This window comes from Alcanivorax sp. (assembly GCF_040118815.1).
Classification (GTDB): domain Bacteria; phylum Pseudomonadota; class Gammaproteobacteria; order Pseudomonadales; family Alcanivoracaceae; genus Alcanivorax.
This window is the reverse complement of record NZ_JBEDTC010000015.1, coordinates 259866-275694: the sequence shown is the minus strand read 5'-3', so window position 1 is coordinate 275694 and position 15829 is coordinate 259866. Positions and strand designations below refer to the sequence as shown.

Below are 15829 nucleotides of genomic sequence, written 5' to 3'. Positions count from 1 at the left end.
CGTGAAGCGTGCCGCGTGATGCATGACCGAAGGGAACATACATGAAACTGCAATACCGGGTACTCGACGCCCGCCTTGGCGACAGCATTCCTTTGCCCCACTACGCCACCGACGGCTCCGCCGGGTTGGACCTGCGCGCCATGGTCAAGGAACCCATGACGCTGCAACCCGGCGATACCCAGCTGCTGCCCACCGGGATGTCCATTTTTATCAGCGATCCGGGCTATGCCGGCATGATCCTGCCGCGCTCCGGCCTGGGCCATAAACACGGCATCGTACTGGGCAATCTGGTGGGGCTGATTGATTCCGACTACCAGGGCGAACTGATGGTGTCCTGCTGGAACCGGGGCCAACAGCCCTTCACCCTGGAGCCCGGCGAACGCATCGCCCAGCTGGTGATCGTGCCGGTGATGCAAGTGGAACTGGAACAGGTGGAAAGCTTCAGCGCCAGCGAACGGGGCGAAGGCGGTTTCGGCCACAGCGGGCGCCACTAAAACCCGACACACGAATAACCTGACACAAAACAACAACCACAGCAGCAAAATGACGCACCACAGCGCGCACCACGACCCAATCACAACAATACCGTGGTAGCGCCGGGCGAGCGGAGGGGATATGGGGAACAAGAGCGACAAGAAACAAGGCAAGTCCACCAGCACGATGAAACAGCTGCTTCCTCTGGCCGCCGCCGGCATCGTGGCCGTGATCGCCGCCACCGGCTGCCTGTACGCCTACCAGACTAGCCAGTTGCAGTCGGAGCAACAAAACGCCCAGGCCCGCCTGCTGGCCCAATCACTGGCCAGCCAGGCCAGCAACACCATCCAGGCTTCGCGCCAGCAGCTGGACATACTCAGCGACCGCAGCGACGTGAACCAGGCGCTAGCTGACGGCAACCTGTCGAGCTTTAACGTACACCAAAACCAGTGGCTTCCCGACGCCACCGTGCAACTTATCCCGCGCCGCGGAGCCGATACCGCCCAGTTCAGCTACACCGCCCAGGAGCTCCTCAAGAATGTCCGTCTGGGCCAGCAGCCCGACCCGGTCATTATTGCCGGCGCCCCCCCTCAGCTGGTGATGGCCCGCGCCACCAAGAACCAGACTGGCAGCCTGCTACTCACCCAGTCCCTGGCCCCGCTGGCCACCACCCTGCGTGCAGCCATGCCGGAAGGCAGTGCACTGAGCGTTACGTATGGCGGCAGCCCGCTTTTCGATAATAAGCAACGCGCCAATGGCGGCGCCGCCCAGGTCAGCCAGGGCCCGGTTCAAGTTACCCTGGCCCTGCGCGCGCCCGGCGGCAGCAGCCTGATCATCGCCACCCTGGGCATCGCCTTGGGTGTGGTGGTCATCCTGTTGTGCACCCTGCTGGTGAACCGTCTGCTGACCCGAGCGCTGCGCCAGGACGCGGCCGAGCTGATTCGCTACAGCGATGAATTGATGCGCCAACCCGGCGTCACCGCCCGTGACCATTTCCACTTCCCGGTCTTCACCAGCGTCAACGATGCCTCCGCCCGCCTGGCCAAAAAAATGCGTGACCGCGCCGGCCCCGCGCGCCCCAAAGCTGCCACCAAACCCGACGCCCTGGTGGTGGAAGAAAGCGACGATGACAGCATTCTGTTGATGGACGACGATGCCGGCGGCGAATCACTGCCGGACAGCATTTTCCGCGCCTACGATATCCGTGGCGTGGCCGGCGACACCCTCACAGCCCAGGGTGTCTACCTGCTGGGCCGGGCCATCGGCACCGAAGCCGGCGAGCTGGGCCAGCAAACCGTGCTAGTGGCCCGCGATGGCCGCCTGTCCAGCCCGGAACTAAGCCGCTCGCTGATCAAGGGCCTGCTGGAATCCGGTCGCGATGTAGTCAACTTAGGGCTAGTACCCACCCCGGTGCTGTACTACGCCACCGAAGTGCTGGAAACCCAGACCGGCATCATGCTCACCGGCAGCCACAACCCGGCCCAGCATAACGGCCTGAAAATCGTCATGAACGGCGACACCCTGTACGGCGAGCGCATTCAGGCCTTCAAACAGCGCATCCAGAACAAGGCCTTCAGCGAAGGCAGCGGCCACGAGGAAGAGCGCGACATTAGCGACCGCTACCTGAACGACATCGCCAACGACATCGTACTCGCCCGCCCTCTGAAAATTGCCATCGACTGCGGCAACGGCGTCACCGGCGAACTGGCCCCGCGCCTGTTCAGCCAGCTCGGCTGCGAAGTTGCACCACTATTCACCGAGATTGATGGCAATTTCCCCAACCATGCCCCGGACACCGGCAACCCGGACAATCTTGCCGACCTGATTCGGGTGGTTCAGGAACAAGAGCTGGACCTGGGCCTGGCCTTCGATGGTGACGGCGACCGTGTCGCCGTGGTCACCAACAGCGGCGAAATCATCTGGCCAGACCGCCTGCTCATGCTGTTCGCCAAAGACCTGCTCGGTCGCAGCCCCGGCGCCGACATCCTGTTTGACGTCAAATGCAGCCGCGCACTGCCTGCCATTATCCGCAAGAACGGCGGCCGCCCTCTGATGTACAAAACCGGGCACTCGCTGATCAAAGCCAAAATGAAAGAAAGCGGCGCAGCGTTAGCCGGGGAAATCAGCGGCCACATTTTCTTCGCCGACCGCTGGTTTGGCTGCGACGACGGCGCCTACGCCGGCGCCCGACTGTTGGAAATTTTATCCCTGCAGGACGACACCGCCGGGCAAGTGTTCGACCAGCTAAAGACCGGCGCCACTACGCCGGCGCTGTATATTGATGCCAGCGACGACACCAAGTTTGCGCTGATCGATGCCCTCATCGCCCGCGCCGAGCAATTCGCCGGCGGCCGCCCCACTACCATCGATGGCCTGCGCGTAGACTTCCCCGATGGCTGGGGGCTGGTGCGCGCATCGAATACCACGCCCTCGCTGGTCGCCCGCTTTGAAGGCCGAGATGAAGACGCGCTGGAACGGGTCAAAGACCAGTTCCGCAAGCACCTCAAGGCGGTGGACGAGAGCCTTGAGCTTCCGTTTTGAGGTAGAATTGCCGGGCAGTGAGTTGAAAGTTTAAAGTTTAAACGCGGTTTTAAGTCTGTCGGTTCCGCAAGGCTGTGCCCGCGTTCGCCGGTGAGGGCGCGGCGGCTGCCGTTACTGCCCCAAACACGTCTGGCGCGTTTTTCAACTTTGAACTTTAAACTTTCAACTCCAAGGCCCCCACACCCAAGGAGAAGTAATGGACACCAACAGTGCCCACGACACCGCCCGGATTCTGATTGAGGCCCTGCCCTACATTCAGCGCTTTTCCGGCACCACCGTCGTTATTAAATATGGCGGCAATGCCATGGAGAACGAAGAGCTGAAAAACAGCTTCGCCCGCGATGTGGTGATGATGAAGCAGATCGGCATCCACCCGGTGATCGTGCACGGCGGCGGCCCCCAGATCGGTGACCTACTGGAACGCCTGGGCAAGGAATCAAAATTTGTTCAGGGCATGCGTGTCACCGACCAGGAAACCATGGACGTGGTACAGATGGTCCTCGGCGGCTTGGTCAATAAAGACATCGTCAACCTGATCCAGCACAACGGCGGCCAGGCCATCGGCCTCACCGGCAAGGACGGACGCCTGATCAAGGCCCGCAAGATGGTGCTCAAGGCCAGCGACGCGGACAGCCCGGAACTGCAGGCCTCGGAAATCATCGATATCGGCCACGTGGGCGAAGTGCAGGGCATCGACACCCGCATCATCGACCTGCTCGGCGGCAGCGATTTCATCCCGGTGATCGCCCCCATCGGCGTGGACGACGACGGCACCAGCTACAACATCAACGCCGACCTGGTGGCCGGCAAGGTGGCCGAAGTCCTGCGCGCGGAAAAACTGATTCTGCTCACCAACGTGCCCGGCCTGAAAGACAAACAGGGCCAGATCCTCACCGGGCTCACCACCGAGCGGGTCAACAGCCTGATCAAGGACGGCACCATCTACGGCGGCATGCTGCCCAAGATCGGCTGCGCCCTGGAAGCCGTCCAGAACGGCGTCCACACCGCCCACATTATCGATGGCCGGGTGTCCCATGCCGTACTGTTGGAAATCCTGACGGATAAGGGGATCGGCACGCTGATCAGCAAGGATTAGTTGAAAGATGAAAGTTCAAAGTTGAAAAGCGCGCCAGACGTGTTTTGGTTTTCACGGCCGCAGCCCGCGCCCTTACCGGCAATCGCGAGCACGCCCCTGCAAAACCAACAGGCTCAAACCACGTTTCAACTTTAAACTTTTCACTTTCAACTTAATCTGCGGCGAAGGGGATTGCCGCCAACTTGGCTACAACAGACTCACAAGAACACTGCAACGACAGGCCCAGAAATGTTGCACGAGCACGGCATAGGGTATATCTCTTGTCACACTCGCGTTGTGGCCTGAAGCAGCTAAAAACGGGGAACGATGATTCATGACCGACAAACAACCGTCTCGCAAAGAGCAGATTCTGCAGTCGCTCGCTCACATGCTGGAAGCCGCACCCGGTGGGCGCATTACCACCGCCGGGCTGGCGAAAGAGGTGGGGGTGTCCGAGGCGGCGCTGTACCGGCATTTTCCCAGTAAGGCGAAGATGTTCGAAGGGCTGATCAGCTTTATTGAAGAGGCTATTTTTTCGCGCATCAACCGCATCATGGAAGACGGCAAGGCCAGCGATCAGGTAGAGCAAATCCTCACTCTGCTGCTGGCCTTCACCGAGCGTAACCCGGGTATTACCCGGCTGCTCACCGGCGATGCCCTGACTGGCGAAAACGCTCGCCTGCACCAGCGTATCCAGCAGTTCTACGATCGGGTGGAAAGTCAGTTAAAGCAGGCTCTGCGCGATGCCGAGCACAAGGAAGGGCTACGCACCCAGGCCACCCCGACAATCACCGCCAACCTGCTACTGGCCGTGGCCGAAGGGCGCATTGCGCAATTTGTGCGTTCCGGTTTCAAAATTAAGCCCGGCCAGGACTGGCCAGCCCAGTGGGCACTACTGCAGCCCATTCTGTTTCGTTAACAAAACAGGAAAAAAAGAGAAGGGGATGAATCAAGAGCGACGGCGGCATCAGCCGCCTGCGCGTTTCTCTTTTTCAATGACCTCAAGACGATCAATAATTGGCGCGTATTCCTGATTGGCCTGGTCGATTTCCTTATCGAACGCCTCCAGCTTGTTTTCCGCTGCCTTGATCTGCCTCTGCAGGCGGTCGATTGCCTCCTTCACCACCGCCGGCACATCACGGCCCGCTCTTTCATTTCGCGCCGCAGTCGCAATCTCATCATCCAGTTTCATCTGCAACTGGGCAAGATTGTTCTCTTCATAGCTGATGCTCAGCTCCAGCGCCTCGACCTTACGATCCCGCGCCCGTACCGCATCTTCCGGGCCGGCATACAAGCGCAACATGTCCCGATCTTCCCGGGCCTGACGCGCCCGCTGCATACGCTGAGCTTTGAGCTCTGCATCCCCCAACGGTACGCCTTCCACTTGTTCCAGCACGCGGCCATGCTGATCCAGCAGCTGATAGCCGCTACGGATCGCATCCATGCTCAGCGTGCGATTCAGATGAACCACACCGTCAGACGTTTCATGCCGAAAGTAAGCACCTTCCGGCATACGCTCATTCGCGCGCAGCCCCGAACGGGCCCACACTGCCGGTGACAATAACGGCGACGTCAGCACTAGCGCCATCAAGAAGACGACGATTTTCATTATTATTGCACTCCATAACGCTCCCGGTACTCGCGCATACGCGCCACCATCATCTGGTTGTCCGGTTGCTGTTCCAGCCAGTCGATAATATCGCCCATTGCGACGATACACCCCACTGGCACCCCCAATGCTTGTTCTACTTCCTGAATCGCCGACAGGCCCGTGCCCCCCTCGGAAGGCTCTTTACCGCATTCCTGCCGATCCAGCGCCACCATCACCCCCGCCATGGTGGCGTCGGTATTCTCGAACAGAGCGGCCACTTCGCGAATCGCCGTGCCCGCCGTGATCACATCATCAATCACCAGCACTCGGCCCTGCAATGGCGCACCCACCAGCCAGCCGCCCTCGCCATGATCCTTGGCTTCCTTGCGGTTGAACGCCCAAGGGTAATCCCGACCATGGTGCTCGGCCAACGCCACTGAAACAGCAGCGACCAGCGGAATACCTTTATAAGCTGGTCCGAACAACATATCGAATTCCAGCCCGGATGCCATGATCGCATCCGCATAATAGCGACCCAGCCGAGCCAGGGCCTCACCGGTATTAAAGGTGCCCGCATTGAAGAAATACGGGCTTTTGCGTCCGGACTTCAGGGTAAATTCCCCGAATTTCAACGCCTCACGCTCTTCAGCAAAACGCAAAAAGTGCTTTTTGTAGTTCTTCATACTCAAGCCTGTGTGCAACGTAGTCTGTTCACAATAGCGAAAAAGCCGGCCGCAACAGCAGCACGGCCCGCCTTTATCGCTCTAGCAACCTACCAGCCCAGAGCCACTTGTTGTGCCTGGATGATCTCACCGATGCCCTTTTCCGCCAGCCCCAGCAGGCTGTCAGACTGCTCACGGGTGAACGGCGCGCCCTCTGCAGAGCCCTGAATCTCGATAAAACCGCCCTGCTGGGTCATCACCACGTTCATGTCGGTGCCCGCATTGGAGTCTTCGGCGTAATCCAGATCCAGCACCGCCGCATCCTTATACATGCCCACAGACACCGCGCCCACCAGGCCGGTCAGCGGGTCACTCTTGATCTTCTTGGTTTCCAGCAGGTGAGTAAACGCATCCACCAGCGCCACACAGGCCCCGGAAATGGACGCGGTACGCGTACCACCGTCGGCCTGCAGCACGTCGCAGTCCAGGTAAATGGTACGCTCACCCAGCGCCTTCATGTCTACAGCAGCGCGCAAGGAACGGCCGATCAAACGCTGGATTTCCAGGGTACGCCCGCCCTGCTTGCCGCGTGTCGCCTCACGGCCGGAGCGGGTATGGGTGGAACGCGGCAGCATGCTGTATTCCGCGGTGAGCCAACCCTGGCCCTTACCCTTGAGAAAGCGCGGCACACCTTCTTCCACGGACGCGGTACACAGCACCTTGGTGTTCCCGAACGCCACCAATACGCTGCCCTCGGCATGAACGGTGTAGTTGCGGGTAAAGCTCAGTTCACGCAATTGATCGGGGGCTCGGCCGGATGGGCGCATGGAATCTCCTGAAATAGTGAAAACGAAAGGGCCGCCATTGTAGCAAACACCGGCGCCAATGCCTTCCTTGCACCCAAACCCGTGTTGGCTAGACTAGAGAGCCCGGCAACAGACCCCTGTGGAAGCTTGCCTGCAAGCGAAGGTTTTCCTCGCCTGTCAGCACGCAGACTGCTACAGAGCCGCAATGCCGAGAAACACCCTATCCATCGATTTCGAGGTTCACCATGATTTGCAGCATGACCGCTTTTGCCCGCGCCGACCGCCCGCTTGAAGGCTACGGCCTGGTCTGGGAAATCAAAGCCGTGAACCACCGCTACCTGGAAGTCAGCCCGCGCCTGCCCGACGCTCTGCGCTCACTGGAAAACGCCGTGCGCGAGCGCTGCCGCAAGGCCCTGGCCCGGGGCAAGGTGGAAGTTACCCTGCGTTATCAGCAGGACGACAGCGACGCCGCCCTGGAACTGAACGAACCCCTGGTCAAGCAGCTGTCCGACATATCCCGCCGGGTAGGCGACCTGATTCAGCACCCCGGACAAGTTAACCCCATGGAAATCCTCCGACACCCCGGTGTGCTCAGCACCCGCTCGCTGGACGTGGACCTGCTGCAACGCGAATCCCTCACCCTGCTGGACGAAGCCCTGCAGGCCCTGATCGACACCCGCAGCCGCGAAGGCGAGCAGCTGGGCAAACTAATCGAAACGCGCCTGGACGGCATCGGCACCCAGGTGGAAATCGTCAAAGCGGCCGTGCCGCGCATCAAGGAAGCCCAGCGCGAACGCCTGCGCAGCCGCATCCAAGACGTGATCGACTCCCCGGACCCGGATCGCCTGGAACAGGAACTGGTCCTGCTAGCGCAAAAGATGGACGTGGACGAAGAACTGGATCGTCTCGTCACCCACGTCAGCGAAGTACGCCGCATCCTCAAAAAAGGCGGCCACATCGGCCGGCGTCTGGACTTCCTCATGCAGGAACTCAACCGCGAAGCCAACACCCTGGGCAGCAAGTCAGTGGATAGCGAAACCACCGCGGCGGCGGTGGAATTGAAGGTCCTGATTGAGCAGATGCGGGAGCAGATTCAGAATATCGAGTAGGACCCACAGGAATCCGCCTACATCCTCATCCCCATGTTTTAAAAGGGTCTAACCTAAAATCCAGTCCATCAGCATCCACCAAAGCCCACCAAAATCCAGATCATACTGGTGGGCAAAATGGTGGGCAAAACGTGACTTTCTGCCCGCCACCCCCTATTCTTGACACCAAATGGTGGGCAGCAACAACCGCTCCCGACCGAAAGCCCCAGAAGCCGCGTCCCACAGCTGCAATCCATAATCCAAAAGCGGTGGGCAGACATTTCGTGACGGCAAGAGCAGAGGATAGAGATGAGCAAACTGACCGCCATGCAGATCAAGTCGCTGCTTAACCAGCCACCCAAGAAACACGCTGATGGTGGTGGTCTGTATTTCTGTGTCCGGGCATCTGGCTCGCCCTACTGGATGCTGCGCTACAGCAACCAGGGAAAACGACGCGAGGTCACCCTGGGGCAATATCCGCAGATGACACTGTCCCAAGCCAGAGAAAATGCCGTCATGGCCAAGCAAGGCCTCCGCCATGGCTCAGACCCCATCCAGGAAAAGGCCAAACTGGCGCTGCCGGAGCTCAATACCGTTTCAGAGTTGTTCCAGGACTGGTATGACAGCGACCTCTCAAAGCGCCTGAAGCACCCGAACATTCCCGAACGCATCTTCAGGAAGGAGATCGCTCCGATCATCGGCAAATATGCCATAGACGATGTTTCCCCCAGGGACATACGAGCCGTACTGCAGAAGGTTCAAAGCAGTGACAGGCCCACTATTGCCAATGACACCTTGATGTACATGAAACAGCTTTTTCGCCATGGCATTAAACTGGACCTGCTACAAACCAACCCCGCCTCACCTTTTTCACCAAGTGACGCAGGAGGAGAAGAGCGCAGCCGCGAAAGAAGCCTTTCCCTGGAAGAGCTAACGCATGCTTTTCAGGTCTTTAAGGAGAACATCAACAGTTTTGGCAGAGACAACCACCTGGCATGCCGCTTGTTTCTTGTACTCGGCGTAAGAAAGAGCGAACTGTGTGAAGCTCGCTGGAATGAATTTGACCTGAATGTCGGCATCTGGAAGCTGTCAAAAGAGCGAAGCAAGACTGGAGCAGCCATCACCATCCCCCTGCCCACACAGGCTATCCGGTGGCTCGAAATCCTTCATGGCCATGCCTGTGGTGCCCCCTACGTTTTTCCGGCGCGTCGCACCAGCAAACGTCCCCACATGGGGCCTGACACCCTAAATCGGGCCATCAGCAAACTGTTTGGCCGGGAAGCAGGACGCAAGGTTCAGCCGCCTAACAAGATGGGAAATCTGGAACACTTCACCGTTCACGACCTTCGGCGCACCTTCCGCAGCCTTGCAGCTGCGGAAGGCGTACCAGGACATGTGGCGGAAAGGTGTTTGAACCATAAATTGAAAGGGGTGGAAGGTATTTATGACAGATATGACTATTTTGAAGAACGGAAGTTAGCGCACCAGGAAGTTGCTGACCACATTGAACCCTTGATACGCCTCTGATGCACAGGACTGCTTAGACCGCCTCACAAAGACTACCTGAAAAAAATCTACTGGCTAAACGAGAAGTCACACTAGGCTTCTGCATTGAGCTGGATTGCAGTGGACACCTGCGAATGCAGATTGAAAGCTCAAAGGCTGCCGCCACTTGGATCGCTCAATATAAGCGTTCTGAGCCGACCTTCAAGGCTGGATATAGACCAATGCTACGCTTCTCAGCGCCTATTCCATCAAGGCGTGTGAGCTCACTCCGGGCCATTGCCACATCGTAGCTCGGCAGGCTTTCCTCGCCACTCATTGATCTGTCAAGCGCGCGGGACGCTCTCACCGTCAGCAAAGATAAATCCACATCGATGACGAACCCCTCGCGATTACAATCGTCAATCACGTTGAATGTTCGCAGCGATTTACCTCTCGCAAGTTGGTCGATCATGAAGTCCATCGACCAGACCTGATTCGACGCAGTGGGGACATCCGGCTCACCAAGATAGTCTCGCTTTATGCGCCGCTTGGGCTGGATGCGCAGATTACTCCTCAATGCACTTCATCAGCAACGCATCCATGACGCCGAACCCAGCTCTCCACTGATAGATCAGCGCCGTGCTGACGCTGTGTTCTCGGAATAACTCGGCGGCCGACCGGCACCCCGGCCTCGTACTGCTTCAGAATCGCCAGCACCTGGTTGTCTGAAAATCGAGACTGCTTTATCGTTCGTTCCTTGTGCGATCAGCGTAAAAGCCTCCACTCAAAACCTCGATTAATTTTCGTGGATGGGGGAAAGGGGGGGGGATTGCAATTGTTCTTCTTCATGTTCACGATATTTAGATTCCATAAATTCCCCTATTTTTTCTTTAGACTCGTAGATAAAATCAACAATATATGTATAAAGAAACTTAATCCCGTCAAAAAGATCTCCATATATATATCTATAGAACTTCTTAACCTGATATATAACTTCATGATAAGCTCGGTTGGCTCTACTAGAAAAAGTATCAACTCTATCTATAAGTTTTATAGGTATAAAGCAAGAGTTTCTACTTTGTGATATAGACACACAAGTAGTCTGAAACTTATGGTTGAAAACCAAGTCAGCACCCTTATAACCAAGATATACTAAAACACCAATTACCATAAGAATCTTAATATCATCTTCTGTCGCATTTCCCAGCAGATCACCAAACCACTCCCAAAAGATTTTAAGCTTTTTAACTAACCAAGAGTCACCTTTTTTTTGTTTAGGATAACTTTTTTGCTTGGGAGAACTATTGCCGAAAAAACCAGCAGGGTAAGAATACCCTTCATGCTCAACTAAATATTTTATTTTTGCCCTTCTTGCCTCTATAGCACTCCTTTCATTTAAAGTGCCAAGCAATATCTGTGCTTCTATAAATTCAGCAGTGGCTTTATAAGCTTTTGATTTTGTAGCGTCCATGATTACCTCGAAAAAATTCAACTTAACGGCCAGACAACATATTCAGCAGGCAGTTTCCAGAATCCTGTGTCACTTCTTTATAGGCATCGATTGCCAAATAGCCAAGAACACACAGAACACAATCTATCTGCTCTAAAAGGCACTTATCTTTATCATCTTTATATCAACCATACCGCATGCAATGTAATGGCTTAAATTCCAGATTCTTTAATGCATAACCCTCGGCATAGAGAAATTCTAAGCCGGTTACCAATAAGACAAATAAAAATAATGTAGCTTTGGCGCATATCAACAAAGCTCGCAAGCTTGACACTAGCCTTATTTTATATCGCCCCCCCCACCAAGCCAAACCTTGGCACTGCTGCAACGCATAACGGAGCTCCCTCAGGAGCAAACCCGGATTAGCAAAGAATTGCATTCTGCGCATAACCATGTATCCGGGGGTGGCTCAGAGTGATGGTTTATTTGTTAACGTCAGAAATGTTATCTTATACAGCATGCATCCAAAATTTATTGATGTAGAAGCCTCGGCCTTGGATGGCTTCCCCATCCAGATAGCATATGGAAGCGGAGAGGGCGAAATTACCTCTCACCTTATTCGACCATTTGACAGCTGGCTGAAGGAGAAAGGTCGATGGAGCCCGCAGGCATTTAAATTGCACGGACTAAGCATCGACTTTCTGCTGGAGGCCGGCTCAGACCCTCATGAAGTTGCCTTTCGCATTGAGGAAGACCTTTGGGGTCAGACGGTCTACTCTGATGCAACAGATTACGATCATACTTGGATTAATATTCTGTTTAACAAAGTAAGTACCGAGTCAGGAACGCACCTCGTAATGCCCTGCATTAGAGAGATGGGCGAAATCCTCCCGGCGAGCTGCTCACCTCGCGAGCGTCAGATTGTGCGTGATCGCATACGGTTGCAAGCCGAAAAAGAGGGGTTGCGGATTCATCATGCGGATGCTGACGTCCTGGTCCATATACGCACTTTGCGAGAAATACAAAAGCTTTAAACCCCACAAAATGGCCGGAATTTATCAATGTCATTTATTCGTCAAACGATAAATTGATTTCTTGAAAATCCTAAAGCGACATAGAGAAATCAGATCGGCAGAAGGCATCATCTTAAATTAGTGTACGGCATTAGCTGACCATTACAAACTCACGCTGGGGTGGTGAGTCTGTGCTACCGCTTCGCACTTGAACCTAGGGCCATATTTCTTTCTCTTGCGCATAAACACTTCCTGGACACAGTGCCATCTTCTTAGAAGAGTCGCAGCAACGGGGGCAACCCCTCCAAACCTATATGATCTGGAAACACGAATTAAAGGCTACATCATTCCGCCTAAAGAGCATGATCAAAAAAACTTTCCAACGTTATCCCAGTTTTTTCTAAGCGACTCCATGACTTCAATCGCACCACGCGTAGAGTCATGAAGAGCTTGCTTGTTTTTCCTATTTAGAAGCATTTTCCAAGGGGGCAACACACAAGCCACAACAAAACAAAGACACATAACACCGCACCAAATAACCGCTGCGGCAGCTCCATACATCAATCCCGCAACTGCCCCCCCTACGACGAACAAACCAAAAGCTCCAAAGCAAGACACTATCCACGAAGCTTTAGCTATTTCGTAAATATCATCAAAATATTCATCTATTTCACGAACATTATCTATTTTATCTTTTTTAGGGTCATAAATGCATTCGTAGAACTCCCCCTCAGGCATACTCGACTTAAGAAGAGCCACAAGAACAGGCTCACCCTCAAAAAATGATGTACCAATATCTCCCACTGCAGGAAATGAATGAACATTACCTTCTGGGTCTTCCACTTTCATCAAAGAGCTGACATTCTCTGCATACTTGGAGCGCGACCAATAATCCTTGTACTCCGTATCACCGTTCCGATACGTCACCTTCGTACAGCCACTTGACTCCCAGCTATCGATTGTAGAATCCCTTTCATTGGAAACAACAATTCCTGGAATGACACTAATGCTAAAATCGCGTTCTTTTGAACCGAAAATACCTAAAAATCTCACAGAAAATTTATTTTGGTAATAATAATCTTTCAATATTTCGAGCTGGGTCTTTTTAATCCCATTTACGTCTATTTTTTTCTCTTTAAGCTCCTCTTCATCAATCAAAAGCAAGCCTTCATCGCTTTTATTATTTGCAAAACCAGTTCCGCAGTCATGACAGTAATTCGCAGCACTAGGATTTCTAGATTGACAAGAAAAACAAATTATATCAGAAGTGGTTTTTTTCCTAATAGAAAAATCCACCACATCAGCTGAATTACCGTTCAGACTCTCACAGGAACTCACAACTTTATTATAATACCGCATCATTTTATTCTCTTTCCTCCAAGTGGTGAAAAAAGCAAAAAACAATAAAGATAAAAATAAAAATATCGGCCACCAAGGAACAGTATCAACAAAGTAGGCAGCAAGTGACGCAACCACACAAACCACCCCTGACGTAAAAAGAAACTCACCTTCATCAAAAATATTTACTGGAAAGCGTTCACTGGAAATGAAATATGCATTATTTTTTGATCGATCTAGAACAAGAGAGAAAAAGGGCAGATTCTTCCCTTCAACAGAAAAAAACTGTTTCTTATTTCCAGCTTGCGCCAAAACAACTTTAGAAGCATGAGACAAATAATCAACAACAGGGTCCCCGCCCCTCACAACGCCGACACTGCGCTCTCCAAGACTATCAACAACCACAATTTTCCAGTACTTTTTTTCGATATGACTTGAAGAGCGTGAATATACACCACCTTCGCTACTAACCGTGGTAACAAGGGTCATTTCTTCAACACTGCCACACAGTAGATCAAGCTTATCGCCGACTGTTTCATTTACATTTGCTTTAACTATTTCGATAACGCTGGGTTGGTTATGATTTTGAGGAAGACGCTCCCCACAGTCCACACAAAACGAATCTTCTTGGTGGTTTACTGACACACAATGCTTCATAGCACTCACCTGTATGAAATGATGATGGCAAATAATTGAGACAGAACAACTGTAATTCGCCTAAAAGGAGCATGATATTTTCTTTGCATGCCACTCGTCTTGGGCAGCGCCCATGACTGTTGCTGGCACCGAGTTCAGCACCTATAATTCATTGATTATTCAATTTTTATATGAGCTTTCAATACGCTTGAGGGCCAGCATCGCCATCAAAGACTGCCACACCGGGTCATCCTCTGAAAATGTAATTTTTAACCCCGACAACCATCGGCTCCCATCAATCACTGCCCCTTCATTAACATGAAACAATGACCTGTGATTTTGTTGAGAAGAAGTATTTTCTACTAGGCTTAAACACTGAAGGAGCGAGGTAGAGGGCGAATCATTTCTTTTAACTACTGCGGTTTCATCAAAAATCATAAAACTGGAAGCATCATCAACTCCTGAGGCAGACCGAAAAAAACGCAATATTTCAGACTGCTCTGGAGCGTTAAGTTTAACTTTAGCTGCGAGCCTCCCCATTCCCTGTGTAAGCAATCGAGCAAAACGAGGGTATTCTGGTAAAAACCTCTCAAAGCAGGCATTTTTGGGACCCAGGCTGCTAGGAAGCAATAGCTGCATAGTCGGGAAATCATGGATATAAAGAATTTCTCCTACGATTGTGTAGGCTGTGATTGTTGGCCTTAATGGTTTAATTGGCGGCCTATCAGCCTCACTCTCATCCAACACAGGAGGGGCTGTTTCGCTGTTAGCTATATCAATATAGTCGAGATCTTTTCCATTCAGGCCATCTCGAGAATAAGATGAATCTACATCAAGCTCATTCTCCTCGGATTTGACCGATGCATTCTCAAAGTCCGGCCAAAGCACGACATCATCGCCTATAGCAGTTGACCTATCCTCTTCACTGGTATCTTCCGATGGCAATCTGTCAAACTGATGGTTTGCACCTGCTCGGGATTGATTGTAATTAGCATCGGACTGAACGCCCCCCATTGATAACTTAATGTCACTCAGTGCACGCTCAAGTTGCGTGCGCTGTTTTTGAGAAAGGCCATTCGTATCAATTAACTGATCAAGAGACAGGGATCTCAGCTCTTTTAATTGATTTTGGGCGAATTCAAGATCCCCCATGTAACGCTCTTGATCCCAACTTGGCATTGTAGGAACTTTTGAGAGGAGTGACGCCGTAAATTGGTGCCAAGAACGATACAGAGCACCATAACCCCATATACTGTATGTGATTTTTCGATCAATCGAGGAAGGTATTTTGGTAAAGGTATTGACAACAGAGAGGTAATTATCACCGGGAAGGCCCCCGATTAAGCTCGATGACACAGGGTGGCAAAATGCGACAGATCCTACCTCACCAACCATATATCTCTTATACTGCTCATCATTCATTTGGCGCAGTTTATGGTTATGATCCTTGATATCAGAAAAACGGTTTCTATTCAGTGCTCCCAACCATCCATTAAACTGTTTCTTTCGTTCTATGAGAGACTTGGCGAGGCCCAAATTGCAATAAGCAGAATGTCCAGTCTGAAGAGAAGTGCCGACAAAAGCCCAGGAAATATTTGGCAGCATCAGCAAGATCAAAAAAGGCAATAACTTTGTTTTTTTTAGAAGAAACACCCTACCTCCAAACTAGT

General features: G+C 53.1%; 13 protein-coding genes and 1 pseudogene. 7 read left to right on the top strand and 7 right to left on the bottom strand.

Annotation, left to right across the window (positions count from 1 at the left end):
* The first annotated feature begins 41 nt into the window (after positions 1-41).
* From dut to slmA, 4 genes are all read left to right on the top strand, one after another.
* Positions 42-494 (top strand): dUTP diphosphatase, encoded by a 453-nt coding sequence (dut, locus tag ABNH18_RS10485; RefSeq protein WP_349382757.1) that lies wholly within the window; start codon positions 42-44, stop codon positions 492-494.
* A gap of 121 nt (positions 495-615) precedes the next feature.
* Positions 616-3015: a phosphomannomutase/phosphoglucomutase gene (locus ABNH18_RS10480; protein WP_349382756.1), complete on the top strand. Its 2400-nt coding sequence runs from the start codon at positions 616-618 to the stop codon at positions 3013-3015.
* A 196-nt stretch (positions 3016-3211) separates the two neighbouring features.
* Positions 3212-4111 (top strand): acetylglutamate kinase, encoded by a 900-nt coding sequence (argB, locus tag ABNH18_RS10475; protein ID WP_349382755.1) that lies wholly within the window; start codon positions 3212-3214, stop codon positions 4109-4111.
* Positions 4112-4424: 313 nt separating this feature from the next.
* Complete coding sequence (slmA, locus tag ABNH18_RS10470; RefSeq protein ID WP_349382754.1) at positions 4425-5009, top strand: nucleoid occlusion factor SlmA; 585 nt, start codon at positions 4425-4427, stop codon at positions 5007-5009.
* Between the two features lie 48 nt (positions 5010-5057).
* On the opposite strand, the gene ABNH18_RS10465 is transcribed toward slmA, so the two are convergent.
* The 3 genes from ABNH18_RS10465 to rph form a co-directional block, all read right to left on the bottom strand.
* Entirely contained in the window at positions 5058-5699 is a 642-nt protein-coding gene (locus ABNH18_RS10465; RefSeq protein WP_349382753.1) for a hypothetical protein, read from the bottom strand.
* A 2-nt stretch (positions 5700-5701) separates the two neighbouring features.
* Complete coding sequence (gene pyrE, locus ABNH18_RS10460) at positions 5702-6364, bottom strand: orotate phosphoribosyltransferase (protein ID WP_349382752.1); 663 nt, start codon at positions 6362-6364, stop codon at positions 5702-5704.
* 89 nt (positions 6365-6453) lie between these two features.
* On the bottom strand, positions 6454-7170 hold the full coding sequence (rph, locus tag ABNH18_RS10455; protein ID WP_349382751.1) for a ribonuclease PH: 717 nt from the start codon (positions 7168-7170) through the stop codon (positions 6454-6456).
* 236 nt (positions 7171-7406) lie between these two features.
* Between rph and ABNH18_RS10450 the strand changes: the two genes are divergently transcribed.
* Both ABNH18_RS10450 and ABNH18_RS10445 read left to right on the top strand, forming a co-directional pair.
* Complete coding sequence (locus ABNH18_RS10450; RefSeq protein WP_349382750.1) at positions 7407-8258, top strand: YicC/YloC family endoribonuclease; 852 nt, start codon at positions 7407-7409, stop codon at positions 8256-8258.
* Positions 8259-8546: 288 nt separating this feature from the next.
* Positions 8547-9764, top strand: a complete 1218-nt coding sequence (locus tag ABNH18_RS10445) for a tyrosine-type recombinase/integrase (protein ID WP_349382749.1) — start codon at positions 8547-8549, stop codon at positions 9762-9764.
* A 183-nt stretch (positions 9765-9947) separates the two neighbouring features.
* Here the strand turns inward: ABNH18_RS10445 and ABNH18_RS10440 are convergent.
* Both ABNH18_RS10440 and ABNH18_RS10435 read right to left on the bottom strand, forming a co-directional pair.
* Positions 9948-10469, bottom strand: a pseudogene (locus ABNH18_RS10440) (DDE-type integrase/transposase/recombinase); the annotation flags it as partial.
* Between the two features lie 49 nt (positions 10470-10518).
* Positions 10519-11193, bottom strand: a complete 675-nt coding sequence (locus ABNH18_RS10435) for a hypothetical protein (RefSeq protein WP_349382748.1) — start codon at positions 11191-11193, stop codon at positions 10519-10521.
* 431 nt (positions 11194-11624) lie between these two features.
* On the opposite strand from ABNH18_RS10435, the gene ABNH18_RS10430 reads away from it, so the two are divergent.
* A complete protein-coding gene (locus ABNH18_RS10430; RefSeq protein WP_349382747.1) occupies positions 11625-12206 on the top strand; it encodes a hypothetical protein in 582 nt (193 codons plus the stop codon).
* Positions 12207-12551: 345 nt separating this feature from the next.
* Here ABNH18_RS10430 and ABNH18_RS10425 read toward each other — a convergent pair whose 3' ends face one another.
* Both ABNH18_RS10425 and ABNH18_RS10420 read right to left on the bottom strand, forming a co-directional pair.
* Positions 12552-14168, bottom strand: coding sequence for a hypothetical protein (locus ABNH18_RS10425; protein ID WP_349382746.1), 1617 nt, complete (start codon positions 14166-14168; stop codon positions 12552-12554).
* 171 nt (positions 14169-14339) lie between these two features.
* A complete protein-coding gene (locus ABNH18_RS10420; protein ID WP_349382745.1) occupies positions 14340-15812 on the bottom strand; it encodes a hypothetical protein in 1473 nt (490 codons plus the stop codon).
* Positions 15813-15829: the final 17 nt, after the last annotated feature.

What these genes read in the sequence shown, in the direction of transcription:
- ABNH18_RS10450 (WP_349382750.1), top strand. Translation starts at nt 7,407, where the DNA reads ATGACCGCTTTTGCCCGCGCCGACCGCCCGCTTGAAGGCTACGGCCTG.
- ABNH18_RS10430 (WP_349382747.1), top strand. Translation starts at nt 11,625, where the DNA reads ATGTATCCGGGGGTGGCTCAGAGTGATGGTTTATTTGTTAACGTCAGA.
- slmA (WP_349382754.1), top strand. Translation starts at nt 4,425, where the DNA reads ATGACCGACAAACAACCGTCTCGCAAAGAGCAGATTCTGCAGTCGCTC.
- rph (WP_349382751.1), bottom strand. Translation starts at nt 7,170, where the DNA reads ATGCGCCCATCCGGCCGAGCCCCCGATCAATTGCGTGAACTGAGCTTT.
- ABNH18_RS10465 (WP_349382753.1), bottom strand. Translation starts at nt 5,699, where the DNA reads ATGAAAATCGTCGTCTTCTTGATGGCGCTAGTGCTGACGTCGCCGTTA.
- ABNH18_RS10445 (WP_349382749.1), top strand. Translation starts at nt 8,547, where the DNA reads ATGAGCAAACTGACCGCCATGCAGATCAAGTCGCTGCTTAACCAGCCA.
- argB (WP_349382755.1), top strand. Translation starts at nt 3,212, where the DNA reads ATGGACACCAACAGTGCCCACGACACCGCCCGGATTCTGATTGAGGCC.
- ABNH18_RS10435 (WP_349382748.1), bottom strand. Translation starts at nt 11,193, where the DNA reads ATGGACGCTACAAAATCAAAAGCTTATAAAGCCACTGCTGAATTTATA.
- ABNH18_RS10480 (WP_349382756.1), top strand. Translation starts at nt 616, where the DNA reads ATGGGGAACAAGAGCGACAAGAAACAAGGCAAGTCCACCAGCACGATG.
- pyrE (WP_349382752.1), bottom strand. Translation starts at nt 6,364, where the DNA reads ATGAAGAACTACAAAAAGCACTTTTTGCGTTTTGCTGAAGAGCGTGAG.
- dut (WP_349382757.1), top strand. Translation starts at nt 42, where the DNA reads ATGAAACTGCAATACCGGGTACTCGACGCCCGCCTTGGCGACAGCATT.